19 protein-coding genes and 1 pseudogene are annotated in these 21,642 nt (G+C 59.4%); 13 read left to right on the top strand and 7 right to left on the bottom strand.

Annotated elements, in window-relative coordinates; translation table 11 throughout:
* Positions 1 to 23 precede the first annotated feature (23 nt).
* The 3 genes from H4W29_RS22420 to H4W29_RS22410 form a co-directional block, all read right to left on the bottom strand.
* Positions 24 to 1,334: a polysaccharide biosynthesis/export family protein gene (locus H4W29_RS22420; protein ID WP_192731069.1), complete on the bottom strand. Its 1,311-nt coding sequence runs from the start codon at positions 1,332 to 1,334 to the stop codon at positions 24 to 26.
* A 288-nt stretch (positions 1,335 to 1,622) separates the two neighbouring features.
* Complete coding sequence (locus H4W29_RS22415) at positions 1,623 to 2,159, bottom strand: OmpA family protein (RefSeq protein ID WP_192731068.1); 537 nt, start codon at positions 2,157 to 2,159, stop codon at positions 1,623 to 1,625.
* A 13-nt stretch (positions 2,160 to 2,172) separates the two neighbouring features.
* Entirely contained in the window at positions 2,173 to 2,844 is a 672-nt protein-coding gene (locus H4W29_RS22410) for a L,D-transpeptidase (protein ID WP_192731067.1), read from the bottom strand.
* A 418-nt stretch (positions 2,845 to 3,262) separates the two neighbouring features.
* Here H4W29_RS22410 and H4W29_RS22405 point away from each other — a divergent pair, with 418 nt between their 5' ends.
* The 6 genes from H4W29_RS22405 to H4W29_RS22380 all read left to right on the top strand — a co-directional run bounded on the left by H4W29_RS22405 (position 3,263) and on the right by H4W29_RS22380 (position 11,635).
* Positions 3,263 to 3,763, top strand: a complete 501-nt coding sequence (locus H4W29_RS22405; RefSeq protein WP_192731066.1) for an RNA polymerase sigma factor — start codon at positions 3,263 to 3,265, stop codon at positions 3,761 to 3,763.
* Between the two features lie 117 nt (positions 3,764 to 3,880).
* A complete protein-coding gene (locus tag H4W29_RS22400) occupies positions 3,881 to 4,897 on the top strand; it encodes a FecR family protein (protein WP_192731065.1) in 1,017 nt (338 codons plus the stop codon).
* Between the two features lie 135 nt (positions 4,898 to 5,032).
* Complete coding sequence (locus tag H4W29_RS22395) at positions 5,033 to 7,669, top strand: TonB-dependent receptor (RefSeq protein ID WP_246517538.1); 2,637 nt, start codon at positions 5,033 to 5,035, stop codon at positions 7,667 to 7,669.
* A 76-nt stretch (positions 7,670 to 7,745) separates the two neighbouring features.
* Positions 7,746 to 8,483 (top strand): hypothetical protein, encoded by a 738-nt coding sequence (locus tag H4W29_RS22390; protein WP_192731064.1) that lies wholly within the window; start codon positions 7,746 to 7,748, stop codon positions 8,481 to 8,483.
* A 7-nt stretch (positions 8,484 to 8,490) separates the two neighbouring features.
* Positions 8,491 to 10,338 carry a type I secretion system permease/ATPase gene (locus H4W29_RS22385; RefSeq protein ID WP_192731063.1) on the top strand — a complete coding sequence of 616 codons (1,848 nt, stop codon included), beginning with the start codon at positions 8,491 to 8,493 and terminating at the stop codon, positions 10,336 to 10,338.
* Positions 10,325 to 11,635 (top strand): HlyD family type I secretion periplasmic adaptor subunit, encoded by a 1,311-nt coding sequence (locus tag H4W29_RS22380; protein WP_192731062.1) that lies wholly within the window; start codon positions 10,325 to 10,327, stop codon positions 11,633 to 11,635. The genes H4W29_RS22385 and H4W29_RS22380 overlap by 14 nt, the downstream gene beginning before the upstream one ends.
* 43 nt (positions 11,636 to 11,678) lie before the next feature.
* On the opposite strand, the gene H4W29_RS22375 is transcribed toward H4W29_RS22380, so the two are convergent.
* A complete protein-coding gene (locus H4W29_RS22375; protein ID WP_007813042.1) occupies positions 11,679 to 11,852 on the bottom strand; it encodes a hypothetical protein in 174 nt (57 codons plus the stop codon).
* A gap of 370 nt (positions 11,853 to 12,222) precedes the next feature.
* On the opposite strand from H4W29_RS22375, the gene H4W29_RS22370 reads away from it, so the two are divergent.
* The 7 genes from H4W29_RS22370 (at position 12,223) to H4W29_RS22340 (ending at position 19,575) form a co-directional block, all read left to right on the top strand.
* Positions 12,223 to 13,947: a peptidoglycan D,D-transpeptidase FtsI family protein gene (locus H4W29_RS22370; protein ID WP_192731061.1), complete on the top strand. Its 1,725-nt coding sequence runs from the start codon at positions 12,223 to 12,225 to the stop codon at positions 13,945 to 13,947.
* Positions 13,948 to 14,037: 90 nt separating this feature from the next.
* The gene (locus H4W29_RS22365) at positions 14,038 to 14,679 is read left to right on the top strand and encodes a TetR/AcrR family transcriptional regulator (protein ID WP_192731060.1); all 642 of its coding nucleotides are present in this window, start codon (positions 14,038 to 14,040) and stop codon (positions 14,677 to 14,679) included.
* Between the two features lie 110 nt (positions 14,680 to 14,789).
* Positions 14,790 to 15,632: a metallophosphoesterase family protein gene (locus tag H4W29_RS22360; RefSeq protein ID WP_192731059.1), complete on the top strand. Its 843-nt coding sequence runs from the start codon at positions 14,790 to 14,792 to the stop codon at positions 15,630 to 15,632.
* 16 nt (positions 15,633 to 15,648) lie between these two features.
* Positions 15,649 to 16,944, top strand: a complete 1,296-nt coding sequence (locus H4W29_RS22355; protein ID WP_192731058.1) for an ABC transporter substrate-binding protein — start codon at positions 15,649 to 15,651, stop codon at positions 16,942 to 16,944.
* Between the two features lie 81 nt (positions 16,945 to 17,025).
* Positions 17,026 to 17,979 carry a carbohydrate ABC transporter permease gene (locus H4W29_RS22350; RefSeq protein ID WP_192731057.1) on the top strand — a complete coding sequence of 318 codons (954 nt, stop codon included), beginning with the start codon at positions 17,026 to 17,028 and terminating at the stop codon, positions 17,977 to 17,979.
* Positions 17,969 to 18,829, top strand: a complete 861-nt coding sequence (locus H4W29_RS22345; RefSeq protein WP_192731056.1) for a carbohydrate ABC transporter permease — start codon at positions 17,969 to 17,971, stop codon at positions 18,827 to 18,829. Before H4W29_RS22350 ends, H4W29_RS22345 begins: the two co-directional genes overlap by 11 nt.
* 2 nt (positions 18,830 to 18,831) lie before the next feature.
* A complete protein-coding gene (locus H4W29_RS22340) occupies positions 18,832 to 19,575 on the top strand; it encodes a tyrosine-protein phosphatase (RefSeq protein WP_192731055.1) in 744 nt (247 codons plus the stop codon).
* A 21-nt stretch (positions 19,576 to 19,596) separates the two neighbouring features.
* Here the strand turns inward: H4W29_RS22340 and H4W29_RS22335 are convergent, their stop codons facing one another.
* The 3 genes and pseudogenes from H4W29_RS22335 to H4W29_RS22330 all read right to left on the bottom strand — a co-directional run bounded on the left by H4W29_RS22335 (position 19,597) and on the right by H4W29_RS22330 (position 21,575).
* Positions 19,597 to 20,343 (bottom strand): phosphoglycerate mutase family protein, encoded by a 747-nt coding sequence (locus H4W29_RS22335; RefSeq protein WP_192731054.1) that lies wholly within the window; start codon positions 20,341 to 20,343, stop codon positions 19,597 to 19,599.
* Positions 20,344 to 20,396: 53 nt separating this feature from the next.
* Positions 20,397 to 20,629: pseudogene (locus H4W29_RS34815) on the bottom strand (sugar phosphate isomerase/epimerase family protein); the annotation flags it as partial.
* Positions 20,630 to 20,645: 16 nt separating this feature from the next.
* Positions 20,646 to 21,575 (bottom strand): aldo/keto reductase, encoded by a 930-nt coding sequence (locus H4W29_RS22330; protein WP_192731053.1) that lies wholly within the window; start codon positions 21,573 to 21,575, stop codon positions 20,646 to 20,648.
* Positions 21,576 to 21,642 lie beyond the last annotated feature (67 nt).

Below are 21,642 nucleotides of genomic sequence, written 5' to 3'. Positions count from 1 at the left end.
CTGCGGGACATACTTTTCCTGCGTCACCGGTTTACCTGACTGATATGCGCTTCTGTCTGAACAGGCAGCGCAGCGGCGTCCTCGGATGATGCATCCCCCATACGGGCCTGGGTTACCCTGACCACGTCACCGGGCGCCAGCTCCGTCGTTTCGGAGGCTTGGAACTGATTGACCTGTCCGTTGTCGCGCCGGCTCACGGTGAAGGTCAGCGGAAGTTCTTCACCGCGCTCATTCACTTTGCCGCTGCTGGCGAGTTCTTCAAGAAGCAGTTGTTGCGTCGTGTCACGCTTCAATCTCAGCTGATCGAGGTTGGCCTTCTCCGACTGTACTTCGGAAGCGACTTCACTCCGGCGCGTGTCGGAAAGTCCCTCGAGATTACGCGTCGTCTCGTTGATCGCTTGACGTCCTCGCATGATCGCTGTGACAAGATCCAGCTTGTCAGACCGGTAAGTAGTGAGCAATCGTTCCAGGTCCATCTGGCGTGAGGTGATGGTGAGGCCTTTCTCGACCAGCGTCTTGACGCTGGTCAACTGTTCCTCCACGGACTGGATATTGTCATCCGAGCCCTTCAGCTTCTCTTCCAACGTATCGATTTCCGCCTTCAGGAGATCGCGCAATTCGACGAGCGCCGTTGACTGCCTTTCCAGTGCACTTGCGCGAGCCTGAAATATGACCCTCTCCTCGTCATAGATGCTGGCGGCATATTGCTGGTCGACAACGGGTGGCTGATCGAAGGTTATCTCCTTTGCTCCAGCCATCTCCGCTTGCAGCCGCGCGAGCTTTGCGGCGCTGCGAAGCAGCGAATGATCGATTTCCCGCAAATCGCCGGCAAGCGTGATCGTCTGGGATCGTTGCCGTGCTGCGGGCCGCAGCGGGCCGCCGCTCATGGCCAAGGATTGCAGGACGCTCAGGCCGGAGCGATACTTATATTCTCCCGGCGTGGTCACGTCTCCCACAACGTAAACGGACGGATAATCGAGAACGTCGATTGTGACCGCGGGTGTCTGGGCCAAACCCATCTTTTCCTGCAGGCGCCTGGCGATCTCGCTGGTGAGGCCTGCACTGTCCAGATTTCCGACGGACAGCGATCCCAGAAAGGGCAGGGAGACTGCGCCTTCATTCGAAACCGTATATTCGCCGCCAATCGCATCCCATCGCTCAAACTGTCCCTTCGATGGCATCCATTGGACGACCGTCAGACGGATTTTCGTTTGCGGAGCAAAGGGCGTGTCGTCGGCGAGAACTGGCGAGACAGCGCCAGTGAGAAGGACGAGTGCGCCGACGGCACACGTCGCACGAAAGAACATGCGAGGAACGCGGTACGAGAGCTTCATGTACATGTCCAGCCTGCAAAGCATCCTTAAACGGATACAGGTTCAATGCCTTAGACGCTGCGCGCACGCCCGGACACCGGATCCGAGGCCGCATGACCAGTGTGCAGCCTGGCGGAGCCTTGAGGAAGATGAAGGCCGGATGTTTGGCTTCATCACTATTGATGAGACGGGGTATGCTGCTTCAACCCAGATCAGGCACGAACATAGGTCTCCAGTTCACGAACGGCCGCTGGAAAGGGAAGGGTGAGCGTTCCCACGAGTTGACGTCATCAAGCCAGACAATCGCAATCAGGTCGCATCGCGCTCCGTGCGCAGGTTGGCGACGACGCGCCTGTTCTGCACCTTGCAGGAACGTTGCGTGCAGTCGCGGACTTCGCGGTCCGCACCGTAACCCTTGGCCCACATGCGTTTGCCGTCTACGCCCTTCGAGACGAGATAGGCCATGACGGCATCGGCGCGCTGCTGCGACAGGGTCTTCATCTTTGACTCCGAACCGGAATCGTCGGCAAATCCCTGCAGCTTGATCAGCCAGGCCGGGTTCCTGTTCAGCCAGGCAGCCTGGTTGTCCAGCGTTGTCATGGCGACGCTATCGAGCCTGGCGGAATCCTGCGTGAAGTAAATCCGTCGGCCGACACTGAGGATGAAATCCTCTTCACTGCCAGCCTTGACGTTCTCGAAGCCGGGCGCGGGATCGTTGGTCTGGCCGGTCAGCGGTGCTGCCGCAGGCTCCTCTACGGATGCGATATCGGTGGTGGTGCAGGCCGCGAGCGCTAGAAGCATGGCCGAGGCGGCAAGGCGCCTCGCATATGCAGTCAAAACAGACATCAGGGTGATTTCCTCATTCGACCGGGGTGGCCTGGCTGACCTCGGCGGCGGGCGCCTGGTCGGCAATATGCGGCAGAACCTGCACCGCTGTGCCGATCGGGCAACGCTGGTAAAGATCGATGGCGTCTTCGTTGAACATGCGGATGCAGCCGCTGGAGGCATCCTTACCGATGCTCCAGGGCTCCAGCGTGCCATGGAAGCGATAGCCGGTGTCGACTCCGTCACGCAGCAGGTACATGGCGCGGGGCCCGAGTGGGTTCTTCGGTGAGCCTCCCGCCACGAATTCGGGCAGTTCGGGATGACGCTTGCGCATCTCCGGCGGTGGTGTCCAGCGCGGCCAAAGCGATTTGTTGTCGATCGTGGCGCGGCCAAACCATTTGAAGCCCTCGCGGCCGACGCCGACGCCGTAGCGAATGGCTGTCTTGTTCTCCATGATCACATAGAGAAAATGATGGCGCGTATCGACAACAACCGTGCCAATCGGCTCGCTGCTGAAATATTTGACGACCTGGCGGTGCCACTGCCTGTCGATCTTGGCGAAGTTGGTCGCTCGGAACGTCACGCCATTGTCGACGGCGGTGCCGGAAAAATAGGAAGCCGCCTGGGCAAAAGCCGGTTTCTGTACCGCGCCGGTGCCAAGTAATGCCAATCCACCAAGCAGAATATCCCTGCGAGTCCACACCATCGGCCATATCCCCCTCAAAGCCAAGCAGCGCGGTGCCAGTAAATCAGATTTTTCATTTGCCACAACATAAAACTCTTCTCATCCCCTAAAGCTTGAGGTCGAGTTGCTAATGTTCGGGGTCTATGTTGCTCTGATCGTTACTCGGCGAGAACGGCGCTATACCCACCTGCATAACATAACCGGGGCGGCGGCGAACTGTGCGGCCTTGCGAAGTTGAATCCAGGTGCTGCGCATCCAGCCACTGATCGAACCGCCGCTCAGTTCAGAAACTCCTGTAAATTCAATCCCGGAAAAAACATGCTGGAAATTGTCAAGTTTTTTTGGTTTACCTCTCCCGTTGCGAAATATGCGGAATTTGCAGTCCGGCGTCTAGTTGGCCGCCGGTTGTTCATCTCCGCGTTTCTTTATGGATATTGCTATGGGCATCAGGGAGGACGACCGGCGCTATGCGGTCTATGCGGCACATCGCTCCGACCTCATTCGATACGCTACGCCCATCGTCGGTTCGCGAGAGGAAGCGGAAGACCTCGTCCAGGAGGTCTTCATAAAATTCGTGCCGGAAGACGCGGCCACACCCCAGAAGCTGAAGGCATACCTCTTCCGCATGGTGCGCAACCTCGCGCTCGATGTGCGCAGGCGCCAGAAGCGCGACTTGCGCGCCCGTCCGGAAGATACGCCATGGTGGGGGCTTCCCCTTGATGTGGGAACACCCGAGGAAAACGCACTCTTCTGCGACCAGGTCAGACAGGTCGAGGCGATCCTTTCGACAATGCCGGAACAGACACGCCTTGCCGTGGAAATGCATCGTTTCGGCGGATACCGTATGGAGGACATCGCCAGTCACCTCGACATTTCGGTGGCCGGCGTCCACAGGTTGATCAAGGCTGCAATTGTCGAATTCGCCAAAAAAATGGGATGATCCGCTAAGAATCTCGAATTCGCTTGAAAAAAACGGGCGAGATAAACGTCATTATTCGTGAAGCGGCAAAACAGCGGGGTTGCGACTTGGTTTGGCTACAGGAAAGACTGGGAACTGATGGCCGTCGAACCGGATAAAAGGCCTGATGTTTCGGACGAGGCGCTGGCGGCGGCGGCCGACTGGTTCCTTCTCCTGCAGGAAGGGCCCGAGGACGCTGAACTCAAAGCGCGCTTGGATCGCTGGCTGGGCAGCGATAGCGAACACTGCCTGGCCTGGGAACGCACGGAGAAGGCATGGGCCGCGATGGGGCAGGTGGTCCCGGCCATGCAATCGCAGTGGGAATATGCGCCAAGATCGGAGGCCCGGTCCGACATGCGCAAGCCGAGAGCGGCTCGGCATCGCGCGCCGTGGCGGCGGGTCGCCGTGGCAGCGGCGGTCGTGGCCGCGCTCTGTCTTGGGATCGTCATTGCGCCCGGCCTGATGCTTCGCTTGAGCGCCGACTATTCAACATCCACGGCTGAGACCCGCACGATCACCCTTCAGGACGGTAGCACGGTAACGATGGCCGCCGCGACCTCGATCGCCTTGGACTACGGCGATGGACGGCGGGGCATCAAGCTTCTTACCGGTGAAGCGTATTTCGAGGTGGCGCCGGATAAGGACAGGCCCTTTACGGTGGAGGCTAATGGCGTCCGCGTCGAGGTGCTCGGCACGGCCTTCGATGTGCAGCTCGCCGACGGGCTGACCAGCATTGCCCTTGCGCATGGTTCCGTTCAAGCATCTGTTGAGGGTTCGTCTGCGACCCCGCCCGAACGGCTGGTGCCCGGAGATCTGCTGGCCGTCGATCCGAAAAGCGCCGTCATGACGAGGGACACGATCCCGGTCGACGAGATTGCCAACTGGCGCAATGGCGAACTCTATGTCGTCAACGCGACGCTCGGCTCGGTGATCGATCAGATCCAGCGCTACCACCCGGCGTGGATATCGGTTCCCGACGCGGCACTTGCCCATCAGCGGGTCACAGGCTTCTACAATCTCCGGCAACCCGATCAGGCGCTGCGTGCGCTGGTCGAACCTTATGGCGGGAAGGTCCGCTCGATATCCTCGCTGGCGCGCATTGTCAGCCGCTACTAGAAAAATTTGACTGTAATTATCAAGATTTAGCGAAATCCACTCAAAACCCTGAAAAAACTCTGAGCACTAATCGTCATTTCGTTGAAAGCGCCGGGCACGACATCGGCGCGGGCGACTGGAGAGATGAGAGTGAGCATGCGAGTGAGGGTAGGGGTTCTGGGGCTCAACGGTGCGCGCCAGGCAGGCGGGCGTACGCGGCAAGCGCGGCTATCAGCGACGACAGCTTTTGCAATTTTATCGGTCATCACCAGCGCTCACGCTCAGTCGGTGCCGGCAGCTCAGGCCCAGGCAAAAGTGGCCGCGACAGTCGCTTTCAATATTCCGTCCCAGCCGCTGGCCAGCGCAATCCGTTCGTTCGGCCGCCAGTCCGGCATGCAGATCACGCTGTCGTCGGCGCCTTCAGGCTCGGTGAACACCAACGCCGTCGTCGGCCGATTGACGCCTGCCGACGCGCTTGATCGTATGCTGTCGGGGACGGGAGTATCGGCGCATATTTCCGGAGATGGCGTCGCAGCGACGATCGGCGGCGCCGATATCGTGAATGCCATTCCGCAGGAGGACGGTGTTACCCAACTTGCTCCGATCGTCATCAAGGGCGGCCGGCGTGCAAGTTCCGGCTCGGGCTATCGCGGCACGCCCGATTGGGTCTACGAGGAGCCCGCAAGCGTCAGCGTCATTTCCAGGGAGGCTATTCAAAGCTCACCCGCCCGTAACGCGCGCGATCTGCTCGATACGGCGGCCGGCGTCTATGCCAACCGCTCCGAGGGACAGAACCCCGGCATAACGGTCAATATTCGCGGCCTTCAGGACCAGAACCGCGTCGTCACCATGATCGATGGGGCGAGGCAGAATTTTCAGCGCAACGGCCATGGATCAACGCAGCGAACCTATGTTGAAACTGCCTTTATCCGTGAAATCGATGTCGAAAAAAGCGGCACGTCGGGCGTTGGCGGAGCCGGCGCTCTCGGCGGCTCGGTCAACTTCCGCACTATCGAGGCCGATGACCTCATAGAAGACGGTCGCCAATGGGGCGGCGAGTCAAACGCAACCGTCGGCACCAACGAGTTCCAGTTCGACGGTGCAAGCATGGCGGCGGTCAGACTGTCGGACAGCTTCTCGGTGCTCGGTGGCATCAGCCACAAGAAGATCGGCGCCTATGACATCGGCGAGAATGGCGACATCAAGCTCTACGACAGTTCTGTACATGACGGAGCGGCGATCTTCACCGGGCAGGACTCCTACTCCTACCTGCTGAAGGCCGAGGCGGAACTCACCGACGATCTCGATACATCGCTGACCTGGCTTCGCAACGATTCCGATTTCAGCCAGGGCTCCTATAACAATGATGGCGACCTTGATGAGGACACGCAGCAGGTCCTGAACGATACGATCACCAGCAGCTTCCATTGGGATCCCGACAGCGAACTCATCGATTTCAACGCCCGCCTCTGGTACAACCACACGCGAAACCGGGAGAAACGCTACGGCTCCGCCATCAACGACGATGGTTTTCCCGTCAATTACGCTCTTGGCACACTAGGTTTCAGCATCGATAACACCAGCCGCTTTGAAACGGCAGGCGGCTCACTTTCGCTGAACTACGGCGTCGAGGCCTTCTTCGACCGCGGCAAGACCGAGACGCTCGAGGATTATTTCCTCAATGGCGTCGACATGACGGCCACCTATACCGGCACGACCCCGTCCGGCGATCGCGATGTCTATAGCGCCTTTGCCAATGCCACCTTCGAACACGACGATTGGCTGATGGCGCAGGCCGGCCTGCGCTACGATTACTACAATCTGTCGGGCGATGCATCGCTCTACGGTCTGGAAGTCAAAACAATCGACAACCGGAGATGCCGCTTGTACTTCCCCAACGGCGTGACCTGCCGGATATGGACGGGCACCATCGATCGCGTGACGGTCTATCCGGAAAATGTTATCCCGGTCGACAATTCGGACGGCGCGCTGCTGCCCTCCGCCATGCTCGCCGTCAAACCCGTCGACTGGCTGCAGCCCTTCGCCAAATATTCGCGCAGCTTCCGTCCTCCGACGATCATGGAAACCTTCCTGACGGGCGGTCATCCCGGCGTCAACCTCGTGGAAAACGCCCCCAATCCCGATCTCGTGGCCGAAGAAGGCAACACTTTCGAGCTTGGCGTGAATACCACCACCGATGGGCTTTTGTCCGCTGATGACAGCGTGCGCCTCAAGGCCGTCGGCTTTTACCGCGAGATCGAAAACTACATAGCGCTCGGCACTGTCCATCGCGCCGAAACCGGACGTGACTATGCCTCATACGTTAATGTCGACGGCACGACGCGCATGAAAGGCATCGAGCTGGAGGCGAGCTACGACGCAGGCAAATGGTATGCCGGCCTTTCCTACACCTATCTGAAGACGGATTTCGGCACGAGCTACAGCTATGACGGCACGAGCTACGAAATCGAACCCTCGATCATTTTCGTGCCGCCGCGCAACAAGTTCACCATCGATGCAGGCATGCGGCTTTTCGACGACAAGCTGACGATCGGCGGTCGCGCCACCCACGTCGGCGGCACATCACCCAATATCGGCGTGCTGGCGAGCAACTACGTCACCGAAGACTATTCGCTCTACGACATATACGGGTCCTACGCCTTCAACGACACCGTCAAGCTTCGCTTCGCCGTCAACAACGTCACCGATGTCGCTTACGTCCCGGCGCTCGGCACCATCAGTCTGCCCGGACCGGGACGCACGGCGACGGCATCGCTCAATTTCAAGTTCTAAGGAATTTCCCGACCGACAGGCCGCGGATCCGAGGTTCGTCGATCGACGGACAACCAACCATCAATGGAGAAAGACAATGAGTGTAGGAATTCAGGTCCCCGCCGGTGCGCCCGATTGGGTCAACTATCTCGAAACCACGTGGCTCAACTCCTTCTCATATCGCAGCCATGGCTCGTTCAGCCCGGGCTCGGCGCCTTATGATCAGTGGGTCGCCGGCAACGCTGGTACCGCCCAGTCGGGCGTCATTCTCAATGGCGATTTCAGCTACATTCCGCCGGGTGGCTTCGTCGGCTCGCTCGACACGCTGGAATTCGGCTCGCATCTAACCGGCAGCACGGCCGCCGGCTACGATCTCAGCACTGTGCTGACGCTGGACCTGTCGGACGCCACAGCCTCGACCGCGTTCACCTATGCGATCTACTACCTCTCCAATTTCGCCGACCTGACGCATCTCTACGACTATCTCGGTGAACAGGGCACGACGCAGACTGGCAATAGCGGTGGCCTCGGCGAGACCCTCTACAGCTTTGCCGGTGACGATGTGCTGACGGGCGCCGGTGCGAGCGATTTCGACACCTTCTACTATCGCGCCGACCTTAATGCCGGCGGATGGGGTGATGACACCATCGCCGACTTCGTTGACGGCAACGACCTGATCGTTCTCGACGGCTATGGTTGGGACGATTACAGCGACTTCGTCACGGCTGGCGGCAGCATTTCCGGCTCGACGATCTCCTACGCGGGCAACAGCATCGATGTCGCCTTCGCAGGCGGCGGCACCCTTGACAGCTCCGATCTGATCTTCGTCGCGTGATCGGCCGATGAGGAACCAGTTTTTGGTTCGGACGTCGTCGCAGCACTTTGCTGCGGCGGCGATCCCTCCGCTGAAGACAAACGCCTTTGCCATTGCCCTCATCAGCGGGGTCGTTAACCTGCTTGCCCTGACATCACCTCTGTTTATGCTGCAGGTCTATGATCGGGTCCTGGCAAGCGGCAGTGTTCCGACGCTGATTGGTCTGGCGATGCTTGCCGCTGGCCTATACGCATTCCAGGCCGTCCTCGATATCGTTCGCACCCGTGTCTTGCTGCGGATTGGTGAACGGTTCGATGGAAAGCTCAGCGCAAGGGTGCATGAGGCGGTGATACGCCTTCCGTTGGTCAGTCGAACCCAGGGTGACGGCCTGCAGCCGTTGCGGGATCTCGACAACGTCCGCGGCTTTCTGTCCGGCACGGGGCCGACGGCCTTTTTCGACCTTCCATGGATGCCGCTTTATCTCGGCATATGCTTCCTCTTCCATGTCTGGATCGGAGTGACGGCGCTTGTCGGCGCGGTCATCCTCGTCTCGCTGACACTGCTTACGAACGCCCTGTCACAAGCCCCGATCCGCGAGACCATCGCCCAGAACATGGCCCGCAACTGCCTGCTCGAGGGCACCCGTCGTAATGCGGAAGTCGTTCGCGCGATGGGGCTGGAAGCGCGGCTCGCCAAACGATGGTTGAAGGTAAATTCCGCTTATCTCTCGGCCAATCGCCGGGCTGGTGATATCGGAGGCGGCTTGGGAAGCGTGTCGAAATCGCTGCGCATGATCCTGCAGTCCGCCATTCTTGCTGTCGGTGCCTATCTCGTGATCACGCAGCAGGCCACGGGCGGTATCATGATCGCAAGCTCGATCATGATGGGCAGGGCGCTCGCCCCGGTCGAACTCGCAATCGGCAACTGGAAGCCGTTCCTGATGGCACGCCAGAGCTGGGCAAGGCTTCAGGAGCTGCTCGACAAGATCCCTGAGGCCAACCCCGTCACCTCTCTGCCGCGCCCCGAACGTGAACTCCGCATCGAGGCCGTGACCGTCGTGCCTCCGGGCGAAAGAAAACCGACGCTCGCCGGACTCGGTTTCTCCCTGGCCGCAGGAAGCGCGCTCGGCGTGGTCGGTCCGTCAGGATCGGGAAAATCGACCCTGTCGCGCATCCTCGTCGGCGCATGGCAGCCATCGGCAGGCAAGGTCCGGATCGATGGCGCAAGCCTTGACCAGTGGGACAGCGCCGCACTCGGCGAGCATATCGGCTATCTCCCGCAGGGCGTCGAACTGTTCGACGGCACCATTGCCGAAAACATAGCGAGGTTCGAGGAGGCTCCTGATGCGGAAGCGATCATCGCTGCAGCGCGCACGGCCGGTGCCCATGAGCTCATTTTGAAATTCGAACTCGGCTATGAGACGCAGATCGGCGAGGCAGGAACCGCACTCTCGGCAGGTCAGCGCCAGCGTATCGGCCTTGCGCGTGCTCTTTATCGCGATCCGTTTCTGGTCGTTCTCGATGAGCCCAACGCCAATCTGGACGCCGAGGGTGAAGCAGCTGTCGTCAGGGCTATCGCCGCGGTTCGCGATCGCAAGGGTATCGTCGTCGTCGTTGCTCATAGACCCAGTGCGCTTGGGATCGTCGATCACGTGCTGATGATCGAGAGCGGCAGACAGAAGGCGTTTGGTCCCCGCGACGAGGTTCTTTCCAAAATTCTCAAGAGCGGTTCGGGGCTGCCGGCGGGCCGGGGCTTTCAAGCAACTGGCGTCAGCACTGCACCGCTGCGGGTTATCGCAAACGTCGCCCAGGCCACATCCGATGCAGCAAGTGGCGCCGCCTCGGACAGTCAGGAGGATGCCGATGTCAGACATTGATGACCGCGAAGTCAGCCGTTCGATCCGTCGCCACCTGATAGTGGGTGTCATCGCTTCGCTCGCAATGGTCGGGGGTGCCGGGGCCTGGGCCACGATGACGAATCTCGCCGGAGCTGTGGTGGCACCGGGGCGTTTTGTCGTTGATTCCTACGTCAAGAAGGTCCAGCACCCGAAAGGCGGGGTTGTCGGAGAAATTCTCGTCCAGGAGGGCGACGAGGTCAGAGCCGGTGACGTGCTCATGCGCCTTGACGATACTCAGACCCGCGCCAATCTGGCGATCGTCACGAAGCGGCTCAACGAATTGGCTGCACGGCTGGCGCGGCTTGAAGCCGAACGAGACGACCTTAATGAGATCATTTTTCCGGACTGGCTGCTTGCCAATGACAGAGATCCCGAGGTGGCTGTCGCCATTCACAGTGAATCTCGCTTGTTCCAGTCCCGGCGCGACGCAAGAGAGGGGCAGAAAGCCCAACTCAATCAGCGCATTGCGCAGTTCGAGCATGAAATCGCCGGCCTGAAGGCTCAGGAAGTTGCTTACGGCGAGGGAATAGAGGTTCTCAATACGGAAATCTCCGCTTTGAACAGGTTGCGCGAACAGGGCATTGTTTCCGACCAGAGGCTGAACGGCCTTAGGACCCAGGCTGCGACCTTCGGCGGAGAACGTGGCGAGAAGATCGCGTTCCAGGCCCAGTCGGCGGGCCGGATCACTGAAACGCGACTGCAGATCCTGCAGATCGATCAGGATCTCAGAACAGAAGTCGGCCGCGAATTGCGGGAGGTCCAGGCGCAGATCGGCGAATATGTCGAGCGCAAAGTGGCAGCCGAGGACGAACTGAAGCGCATCGACATCGTCGCTCCCCAATCCGGCATCGTGCATCAATTGGCAGTCCACACTGTGGGGGGCGTAATCTCTCCTGCCGATCCGATCATGCTGATCGTGCCGGAAGGGGACGATCTGGCCCTTGAAGTTCAAATCGCGCCGAAGGATGTAGATCAAATCCAGATCGGACATACCGCCTTGCTGCGCATGACCGCCTTCAATCTTCGTACGACGCCCGAACTCAACGGCTTTGTCAGCCGAATTGCGGCCGATCTGACCACCGATGAACGGTCCGGCCAGTCCTACTACCTGGTGCGCGTCGCCATTCCGCGAGCCGAAAAGGAAAAGCTGAAGAGCCTCACGCTCGTTCCCGGCATGCCGGCCGAGGTGATGATCAAAACGGATGAGCGCACCGCGCTTTCCTATCTCGTCAAACCGCTTTCCGACCAGATCTTCCGCGCGTTTCGGGAGGATTGAAGCCGATGGCGATCGTCAGAAATCAAAGCTCGGTTGTCGATCGCTACCAAGCCGTCCGTGCAGTGCTGAGCGCGAATGTATGGGAAGAGGTGACAAGGGCGACATGAGCCTTGAGCGAAACGGCACAGTTTCCCGGATAGGAGAGGTTGTGCTGGATCAGATGTTTGAGCAACTCATCGGCGTTGCGCTTTTCAGTCAGTGGAAATGTCACAGTCATATGCGTTCCTCCGAGGAGCAAATTGACCCTTCGAAAGGAATTTAGGCTCGAATTATTTTGCGCTGCAACAAGAAAATTTTAACCGCAAAATTAAAATCGATTAGCTTTTGAGGCGGCTATTTTAAAATCGTTTTAAATCCTCCGGTGATCCTTGGCAAGGGTCGCACCGAGCGGCTGCGACAAAATGCACGCAACCGGATAAGACCTTGTTAACCATCCAGGCTCCAGATGGAGAGAAGTTTAAACGTTCTACGAGAGCCGTGAGAATGCGCTCCACCGCGTAGGGCTTTAAATCCGCACATACCCCTCGAGAGTCGATGCCTACGGGCGGGTTATGTGCGCTGATGCGTTCTGTTCTCGGTGTGTGGCAATGTCGATCATTCATAGTATCAGCGTAAGAAGCGGTCGGCTGGTGAAGCTCACTTTCGAATCTGCCCCCTTCACGCGGGCCGCTCGAAAGACCGCAGGAACGGCACGTCAGGCGCGAAGCCGTATCGTCACTCTCGCGACCGTTCTCGGCATCGTCTACGCCGGAATGTTCGGCAAGCTGATTTATTATGGCGTTGCCGTCGACACGACCACGTCAAGCATTCCGCCAAATCCGATCATGGCCTCCAGACCTGATATTCTCGACCGCAACGGCGAGCTTTTGGCAACCGATATCCGCACGGTATCGATGTTTGCCGAGCCGAGCCATATGGTCGATGTCGATGAAGCAGTTGAGAAGCTTACGCAAGTCTTCCCGGAACTGGATCGGAAGACGCTCTATCAAAAGCTGTCGGACAAACGCTCGCAATTCACGTGGCTGCGTCGCCAACTGACGCCGAAGCAGCAAAGCGAGGTTCTGGCTCTCGGCCTTCCCGCCATCGGCTTCCGCCCGGAGGTGAAGCGCTTCTATCCTGGCGGGCGCACGGCGGCCCACATTCTCGGCTATGTCGACATCGATAACAAAGGCATGGCCGGGATGGAAAAATATCTCGACATGCAGGGCCTTTCGGATCTGGAATCCACCGGGCTGGCGGTGCGCGAAAATCTGGAGCCGGTGAAGCTGTCGATCGACATCCGGGCGCAGAATGTCGTTCATGACGTCGTCACCGATGCGATCACCACCTACAGGGGCAAGGCCGCCGGTGCCGTCATACTCGATGTCCATACCGGTGAAGTGCTTGCCATGGCGTCCGCCCCCGATTTCGATCCGAACGACCCGCAGGCGACCGGCAGCGAAGGCTGGCTGAACCGCATGTCGAACGGCACTTTCGAAATGGGTTCCACCTTCAAGACCTTCTCGATGGCACTGGCGCTCGACAGCGGCACGGTGAAACTCTCCGACAGTTTCGACGCCACCGGGCCACTGCACTACGGCGGGTTCACCATCCATGACGACCATGACGTGCCGCGCCGCTGGCTGACCATTCCGGAAATCTTCCGCTATTCCTCCAATATCGGCACGGCGAGGATGATGGACCTCGTCGGTATGGATCGTCAGAAAGACTATCTGACCCGCTTTGGTCTATTGAGCAAAATGCAGACCGAGCTGCCGGAAGTGAAGACGCCGACGCAGCCGAAGGTCTGGAAGAAGATCAATTCGATCACAATCTCCTTCGGCCATGGTGTCGCGACCACGCCGCTACAGACGGCAGTTGCCGGCGCGGCTCTCGTCGATGGCGGCGAGCTTATAGAACCGACTTTCCTGCCGCGCTCGGCCGAGGAGGCGGCGAAAACCGAGCAGCAGATCGTCAAGAAAAGCACCAGCGATACGATCCGCTATCTCTTCAAGCTCAATGGCGAACAGGGTTCCGGACGCACGGCCGACGTGCCCGGCTTTCATGTCGGCGGCAAGACAGGCACGGCAAACAAGGTCGTGAACGGCCATTATTCGCACACGCTGAGCTTCAACGCCTATCTGGCAGCCTTCCCGATCGATGCGCCGAAATATGTGGTCCTGTCCTTCATCGACGAACCGCTGACCGGCCAACACGGGCTGACCTTCGCGACGAATACGGCAGCCCCGATGGTGCATGACATCATCAGCCGTGTCGCACCGATCCTGGGTGTCGAACCGGATTTCGGACAGAACCTGCTGGCCTCATATTAAGGGCGGCACGGCATCGCCAAATTTTCATCACGTTGCGTCATCTGGACTACACACTTGCGGCCTACGGCATTGGGCGGAGGTGCATGCCTCATGTCCAGTCGAATGAATGTTACTGCAAAACGCCTCATGGACGCTTGCGAGCTGCTGCTTTGCGAGGCGCGTGCTCTGGAAGAACTGACGGTGCGCCGGATTGCGATCCAGGCGCAGGCGACGCCTTCAGCGATCGCCTATCATTTCGGATCTCAGGAAAAATTGATCACGGCAGTCGCCGAGCGTGTCTATCGCCGATTGAACGCCGAGCGCCTGAACCTGCTGCAAAAAGCCGTTGATCGGCGGGCGCCCAATCCCCCCGATATCGAGGAGGTGATCGCAGCCCTTGTCGGCCCTTCGATCCGCTGGGCGACCGATCCGGCATCGAGCTATCCCGTGCTGTCGCACTTCACTTCGATGGCGCACAACCATCGTGACGGCGCGCCTTTATACCGTCGCATCATCGAGGACGTCGAGCACCACAGGGCCTTCATTCCGCAATTAAAGCGGATCGCGCCATGGCTCGATGAAGTGGATATCGGCTGGCGCCTAAACTGTGCGCTCGGCATTCGCTCACAGGTCACCCGGAGTCGCCAGAGAACCGAGGTTCTCACCAACCATCAAATGAATCTCGACAATCCCGATCTCGTGATTGCGCGAATGGTAGAGGTCATTGCGCCGATGTTCCGTCGGTTTTCCTGACGTCGCGGATCAAGTCCGAACGTGTTTCGAACAGCATTCGAAATTCGTCACGCCCGCGAAACACGCCCCCTCTATCGCTTCCCATGAGAGAACCCTCAGGGAGCCTTCCGATGCGCCGCGATACCACTTTTATTCATCTGACCGACCTGCACATCGGCACCGCCGATGATGACCATCTCTACAGCGATACAATTGATACGCTTAGTCAAGTGCTCGATCTGGTCGCCACAGTCACGCCCAAGCCGCAATTTGTGATCGCCAGCGGCGACCTCACCAATCGTGGCGATGCGGAGAGCTTTCGCCGACTGAAGGAAATCATGGATGCGCGGCTCGACGTGCCGGTGATCTATGCACTCGGCAATCACGACACGCGTCCTGGCTTTTACGAGGGCATGGAGGTCGCAACGGACGATCCCGAGGCTCCCTACGATCACGATGTCGTCGTCGACGGCATCCATATCGTCACGATCGACTCCTCGACACCCGGGCTGATCGGCGGCACGATCGATCCGGAACAGTTCGACTGGCTGGCCTCAACGCTGGATACGCATTCCGACCTGCCGAAGCTCATCGTCGTTCATCATCCCCCGGCTCTAGGTGAAGAACCTGATACAACCCACTGGCGGACCATTCATTTCCCGCAGTCGGAACGTTTCCGCGCTCTACTCAAGGGCCGCAACATCATCGGCATCCTCAGCGGGCACATCCACCATGACCGCGTGTCGGTCTGGCACGGCATTCCCGTCGTCGTCGGTACTGGTCAGCATGCCGCGACCGACATCCTGCGCACCGACATCTTGCGCATGGTGCGCGGTGCCTCCTTCGGCATTGGCACCATCCGTCCCTCAGGCCTCACCATGGCCTTCGTGCCGTTGCCGTCAGACCGTGCCGAACTCAACACCTATCCGCTCGAAATGCTGATGGCGCGGGCCGTTCCCGTCGCTGCCGAATAAACATCAGGGGGCATCCATGTTGCGTAGGACCACGTTGAAGTTTACGGCAGCGCTTGCCGCCGTTTCGCTCTTGCCATCAGGCGCATTTGCCGAAATGCCAGCATCCGTCGAAAAGCCGGTGACGATCAGCTTCTACAACTACAATCTTGCTTCGGCGAGCGCCGGAGCCGAAGCGACCAAGGAACTGATCGCTGGTTTCGAAAAGAAATTCCCCAATATCAAGGTCGAGACCGTTGCCGTCCCGTCCAACGAGATCATGTCGCGTGTGCAGGCCGACATCGTTGCCGGCAAGCAGCCGGACGTAGCACAATTGGTTTTCCGCGACCTGATCTATATCGCCAGCGACCTCGGCGCCAATGCCCTCGAAGACATGGTCAATGCGAACGAGCTGAAGGATCAGCTTGCCGGCATGATCCCGCAGGGCCTCGAGCTCGGCAAGGTCGACGGCAAGACCTATGGCCTTGCCTATACATTCTCGACGCCGATCCTTTTCTATAATGCCGATCTCTTCAAGCAGGCAGGCCTTGATCCGGACAAGCCGCCAAGGACTTGGGACGATGTCAACGCTGCGGGCAAGGCAATCAAGGAAAAGACCGGCAAGAACGGCTTCTTCCCCGGCGCCTATGGCCCGACTGACGGCACCTTCGTCTACCAGTCGATCGTCATGTCGAATGGCGGCAAGGTGCGCGACGGCAACAAGCTGACCTTTGCCGACAAGAACGCGGCGGACGCGGTCAAGATGCTGCGCAACATGGTCGACAGCGGCGCTCATGCCAAGATCGATCCGGCCAGCGCATCCGATACGTTTGCCGCCGGCAATATGGGCATGTTCCTCTATACGAGCGCCTTGCTTTCCAGCGTCAAGAAGTCGGCTCAGGGCAAGTTCGAGCTGCGGCTTGCGCCGATGCCCTCCTTTGGCGACAAGCCGACGGCACCGACCAATTCCGGCAGCGCCCTCTTCGTGTTCAGTAAGGACCCCGACAAGCAGCGCGCCTCCTATGAGCTCCTCAAATATCTGACGAGCAAAGAGGCCTACACGATCATCACCAGCAAGATTGGCTACCTGCCGCTGCGCCTCGATATCGTCGACGACCCGAACTATCTCGGCCCCTGGCTCAAGGAGAATCCGATGTTCCGGGCCAATATCAAGCAGCTCGACCATCTGACCGCCAATATCGCCTTTCCCGGACCGAATTATCGCCAGGTCGAGAAAATGATGATGGACGGCGTTCGCGAAGCTGTCTTCGGAAGTGGCGACCCGGTTGAGGCGCTGAAGGGTGCGCAAGAGCAGGGTCAGGACCTGATGCCGTGAGTCAGCCGCAGCCCACGCGAGGAAGGTGAGGGGCGGCGGCGAGGGCCGCCCTTCACCGACAGTCAATCGGAGCTTTCGCCAATGACAGATATCCAGGCAGAGGTGGCCGGCCCCGCCACAGCGAAAATGGCTTCGATGCAATCGGAAATGACCCGCGGACAGTTTACTATTGCGCCCTGGCTCTATCTGGCGCCTGCGCTCATCCTGCTGATGGTCTGGACCTACATCCCGCTTGCCGAGACGTTCCGCTTGTCTTTCTATCAGTGGAACATGCTGCCGACGTCACCGCAGCGCTTTGTCGGGCTGACCAATTACCAGCGGCTGCTGGCGCTGCCGGAAATGCGCAACGCCCTCTGGAATACGCTCTATTACACGATCGGCCTGTTTCCGATGTCGGTGATCATTCCGCTTTTCGTGGCGATCTGGACACAGGATCTCGGCGGCCGCGCCCGGACGATCTACCGGGCGATGATCTTCGTACCGATGATCATCGCTCCTGTCGTCGCCGCCATTCTGTGGCGTTGGCTGCTGAATGAAGATCAGGGATTTGTAACGCTTGCCCTCGAGGGTCTGGGGCTCGGCCGCATCGGTTTTCTGACCGATCCCCTCTATGCCCTGCCGACGCTGACCTGGATCACCGGTTGGAAGCTGATCGGCTTTTCGACACTGCTCTTTTCTGCCGCCAACGCCGGCATCAATCCATCCTATATCGAGGCCGCGCGCATCGACGGTGCCAGCCGCTGGCGCATCATCCGCGATATCAGGCTCCCGTTGCTCTCGCCGACGATCCTGTTGCTTTCGATGATGACGGTGCTTTTCGGCGCGCAATGGAGTTTTGCCTATATCAACGTGCTGACCAATGGCGGTCCCCTGAAATCCACGACGAACATCTTCTACCTGCTCTGGGAATACGGGTTCCAGACGCTTTCGGCTGGCTGGAGCTCGGCCGCCGGCATGATCGCCTTTGCCGGCTTCGCGGTGCTTGCCGCAATCTGCATGTGGCTGACGAAGAGGTTTGCCTTCTATGACAACTGACGCCCTCGACGATCATCGCCCGAGCCGATCGGCGCCATCCCGCGGATTTGCGCGTGGGTTCGGCGTGCACGCCGTCATGGTCCTGCTCTCCTTCGTTTCGATCTTTCCGATCTACTGGATGATCGTCACATCCTTGCGGCCGGAGAACGAGATTTTCTCAACCGCACTCTGGCCGTCCGATCCGACCTTCGACAACTACCTCTTCGTCGTGACGCGCGTGCCGATGCTGCAGATGCTATTCAACACGACGATCGTGTCTGCCGCCACCGCCTTGCTGCAGGTCACCACAGGCATGTTTGCCGCCTATGCGCTGGTGCGCTGGCGCTTGCGGCTGTCGTCGGTCGTTCACGGCCTGATTGCGCTCTCCTGGCTCGTGCCTTTCCAGGTCACGATGATCCCGAACTATGTACTCGCATCCCGGCTTGGTTTGCTCGATACCTTGACGGGTCTCGTCGTGCCGAATGCTGCTCATGCATTTGCGATCCTGCTCCTCTATCATGCCATGCGGGCCTTCCCGACCGAAGTTCTGGAGGCGGCCCGCTTGGACGGGGCGCGAAGCTTCCGCATCCTCTGGCAGGTCGTCACACCCAATATGGGCGCGCCCATCGCCTCGCTGTCGATCATCGCCTTCATTTCCGCCTGGAACGAATATTTCTGGCCGCTGCTGCTATCGCGCAAGCCCGAGAACTCGGTCGTGCAGATCGGCCTGCAGATGTTCATGACCCAGGAGGGTAATCTCTGGGGACCGCTGATGGCGGCGGCGGCACTCGCCAGCCTGCCGATCCTGCTGATCTATCTCGTTCTTCAGCGCCACGTCATCGAATCTTTCATGAAATCCGGAATCCGCTGACCATGCTGACCTATGAACGATTGATCGCGCTGGATGGCGCCTCGAATGTGCGCGACCTTGGCGGCTATCCGACCACTACCGGCGGATTGACGCGCTGGCGCTCGATCCTGCGCGGCGATGCGTTGCACGCGCTAAGCATGACCGATATCAATGTGCTCGTGGATCACGGGCTCACCACGGTGATCGATCTGCGCAATCCCCATGAAATCGCCGAGCAGCCCAATCCTTTCATGGATCACGAGCAGGTTCGCTATGCCAACATACCGCTGTTTTCGGCATTGGGGCCGGTCGAGATGATTGCGGGGCAATCGGCGAATTTCGATATGGGCGAACGCTACTGCCAGGCGCTCGACGATTGCCAGCCGGCGATTGCTAAGGTGCTGACGGCGATTGCGCGTGCAGCGGAAGGGATCGTCCTGTTTCACTGCACGGCAGGCAAGGATCGGACCGGTGTCATCGCCGCCCTGATGCTCGCAAATGCCGGCGTCGATGAAACTGTCATCATCGAGGACTATGCGCTGACCGGATCGATATCCGGCCGTCTGCTTGCCGAGCTGCGCGTGCGGGCAGTCGCCCGCGGTATGCCGGTCGACCGTGTCGACCTCGTCCTCGCTTCTGCGCCCCATAGCATGGCGCAGACGCTTAAACATCTCGCCCGGCGATACGGCGGCATCGGTGCCTATCTTACGGGCATCGGCTTGAGCCAGCAGGAGATAACCAGCCTCGAGCAGCGGTTGTGCTTTTGATGCAGCTATGTGCCCACCAGATTATACGCCAGTCTTCGGTGCGATCGTCAGCTCCGAACCGTAGGCGCCGCGCATTTCGGTCGCCTCGGTGGGATCGCGGTCGTCGGCCTTGTGCAGAAGCGTCGAGCGATAGCCTTCCACATGCGTGCCGTGGATCAGAGTCACATCGGCATTGCCCGGATTGTCGGAGCGCTCGAACCATTCGACGCTGTGATGCAGGAAATTCATCTCGAAGGCACGGTTGGTGACGCCGTGGCCGACGATGATTGCAGTGTCGTTGCCGCTGCCGATGTCATGCATGACAGTTTGGAGAAACAATCGCACCCGCTGGGCAACGTCCGCCCGGCTCTCTCCATCAGGCGGGCGGGCATAGAACTTGCCGCTATTGCTGCGAAGCCGCGCCCATTTCTCGAATTCTTCCGGAAATTTGCGCCGCTGCTCGGCTCGGTCATAGATCTCGGTAAACAGGCCAAAATCCTGTTCCCGCAGCAGATAATCCTCATGCACATCGCCGATGGCGTCTGCAGGCGAGGCCTCGATGATCGCGTCCTTCGTCTGGCGCGTGCGCAGATATGGCGAATGCCAGATGGTCGCCTTTGGCGTAGCGCCGGGCAGCGCTGCCAGATAGGAAACAATGCTGCGCCCCGCTGCCAGCGCCTGCCGGTAACCCCATTCCGTCAGCGGAACATTGTGATCGCCGAACTGCCGGTAGGCGCTCTCGCTGATGTTGCCGAAAGATTCGCCGTGTCGAACAAGAAAGATGCGCATGGCCGTCCGTGTATGCTGAGGGTGAGCGCATCATGACGGGCGTGAGGGCGGTGTGCAATGGCCGCCGCAAGCCCTTGAGTGATCAGGCTGCCGTCGAAACCGATCGAACGCTAGTCTGTGCAGATAGTGACATACTCGAGAACACGCTTGCCAGCGGGCGCGAAACGTCCGTCGCTCGTGCGGTCCTTGGCATGGGCCATGACGATCCGATCTGCGAGCAGATCGACGGCCGAGGGACGATCATGCGCTGCTCCTCGAGTGCCTCGACCTCGGAGAGATCTGCTGGAGCATCTTCGGGCAGACTAGGGCAGGGTATGTCCCGCAGCCCTGAACAGCCGATACCATTCCTCGCGGGTCAGTGAGACAGAAGAACCGGCCGCGGCTTCGACGACACGTTCCGGCTTCGTAGTGCCGAGCACGACCTGGATCTTTGCCGGATGACGGGTGATCCAGGCAACCGCGATACCCGTCGGCGTTACGCCATAGGCCTTCGCGAGTTCGTCGATGGCATCGTTCAGATCGGCGAAGTTTTCGCGGTCGCCGAGGAAGACACCGTCGAAGAAGCCCTTCTGGAATGGCGACCAGGCCTGCAGCATGATGCCGTTGATGCGGGAATAATCGAGGAGACCGTTATCGCGATCGATCGACTGGTCAAGTCCGGCCATATTGGCGGCAACGCCCGATGCGATCAGCGGCGCATGGGTGATGCTGAGCTGCACCTGGTTGACGATGAGCGGCTGCGTGACCGCGGTCTTGAGCAGCTCGACCTGGCCAGGCGTATGGTTGGAAACGCCGAAATGGCGGACTTTGCCGGCAGATTTGAGCGTGTCGAAGGCCGCCGCAACCTCTTCAGGTTCGACAAGCGTATCCGGCCGATGCAGCAGAAGCACGTCGAGGTAATCGGTCTTCAGTGCTGCGAGCGACTGATCCACCGAGGCCAGAATATGCTCGGAAGAGAAATCGAAAAATCCTTTGCGGATGCCCACCTTGCTCTGGATGACAAGCTTCTCGCGTTCGGCAGTTGTGAGGGAAATCGCATCGCCGAAACGAGCTTCGCAGCGATGCGGTGCACCGCCATAAATATCCGCGTGGTCGATAAAGGTCACGCCGGCGTCCCGTGCGGCGCCGACGAGCTGCTGGATTTCGCCATTGCTCATATTGGCGATCCGCATCATTCCGAGAATGATGCTCGACACGTCGAGGTCGGTCTGCGGAAGCTTATAGAATTTCATGATGAATACCTCGGGGTTACGAAATAACTAAATAGTTATCCGCTTATTACGGGAACGATGGCCGCGT

This window comes from Rhizobium viscosum (genome assembly GCF_014873945.1).
In the GTDB taxonomy this organism is placed as follows: Bacteria; Pseudomonadota; Alphaproteobacteria; order Rhizobiales; family Rhizobiaceae; genus Rhizobium; species Rhizobium viscosum.
Note: the sequence above shows the minus strand (reverse complement) of the source record. Positions and strands in the feature narration are given on the sequence as shown.

Bases quoted from the DNA above. Each gene is read 5' to 3' on its own strand.
- H4W29_RS22420 (WP_192731069.1), bottom strand. From the start codon at position 1,334: ATGAAGCTCTCGTACCGCGTTCCTCGCATGTTCTTTCGTGCGACGTGT.
- H4W29_RS22415 (WP_192731068.1), bottom strand. From the start codon at position 2,159: ATGTCTGTTTTGACTGCATATGCGAGGCGCCTTGCCGCCTCGGCCATG.
- H4W29_RS22410 (WP_192731067.1), bottom strand. From the start codon at position 2,844: ATGGTGTGGACTCGCAGGGATATTCTGCTTGGTGGATTGGCATTACTT.
- H4W29_RS22405 (WP_192731066.1), top strand. From the start codon at position 3,263: ATGGGCATCAGGGAGGACGACCGGCGCTATGCGGTCTATGCGGCACAT.
- H4W29_RS22400 (WP_192731065.1), top strand. From the start codon at position 3,881: ATGGCCGTCGAACCGGATAAAAGGCCTGATGTTTCGGACGAGGCGCTG.
- H4W29_RS22395 (WP_246517538.1), top strand. From the start codon at position 5,033: ATGCGAGTGAGGGTAGGGGTTCTGGGGCTCAACGGTGCGCGCCAGGCA.
- H4W29_RS22390 (WP_192731064.1), top strand. From the start codon at position 7,746: ATGAGTGTAGGAATTCAGGTCCCCGCCGGTGCGCCCGATTGGGTCAAC.
- H4W29_RS22385 (WP_192731063.1), top strand. From the start codon at position 8,491: ATGAGGAACCAGTTTTTGGTTCGGACGTCGTCGCAGCACTTTGCTGCG.
- H4W29_RS22380 (WP_192731062.1), top strand. From the start codon at position 10,325: ATGTCAGACATTGATGACCGCGAAGTCAGCCGTTCGATCCGTCGCCAC.
- H4W29_RS22375 (WP_007813042.1), bottom strand. From the start codon at position 11,852: ATGACTGTGACATTTCCACTGACTGAAAAGCGCAACGCCGATGAGTTG.
- H4W29_RS22370 (WP_192731061.1), top strand. From the start codon at position 12,223: ATGTCGATCATTCATAGTATCAGCGTAAGAAGCGGTCGGCTGGTGAAG.
- H4W29_RS22365 (WP_192731060.1), top strand. From the start codon at position 14,038: ATGTCCAGTCGAATGAATGTTACTGCAAAACGCCTCATGGACGCTTGC.
- H4W29_RS22360 (WP_192731059.1), top strand. From the start codon at position 14,790: ATGCGCCGCGATACCACTTTTATTCATCTGACCGACCTGCACATCGGC.
- H4W29_RS22355 (WP_192731058.1), top strand. From the start codon at position 15,649: ATGTTGCGTAGGACCACGTTGAAGTTTACGGCAGCGCTTGCCGCCGTT.
- H4W29_RS22350 (WP_192731057.1), top strand. From the start codon at position 17,026: ATGACAGATATCCAGGCAGAGGTGGCCGGCCCCGCCACAGCGAAAATG.
- H4W29_RS22345 (WP_192731056.1), top strand. From the start codon at position 17,969: ATGACAACTGACGCCCTCGACGATCATCGCCCGAGCCGATCGGCGCCA.
- H4W29_RS22340 (WP_192731055.1), top strand. From the start codon at position 18,832: ATGCTGACCTATGAACGATTGATCGCGCTGGATGGCGCCTCGAATGTG.
- H4W29_RS22335 (WP_192731054.1), bottom strand. From the start codon at position 20,343: ATGCGCATCTTTCTTGTTCGACACGGCGAATCTTTCGGCAACATCAGC.
- H4W29_RS22330 (WP_192731053.1), bottom strand. From the start codon at position 21,575: ATGAAATTCTATAAGCTTCCGCAGACCGACCTCGACGTGTCGAGCATC.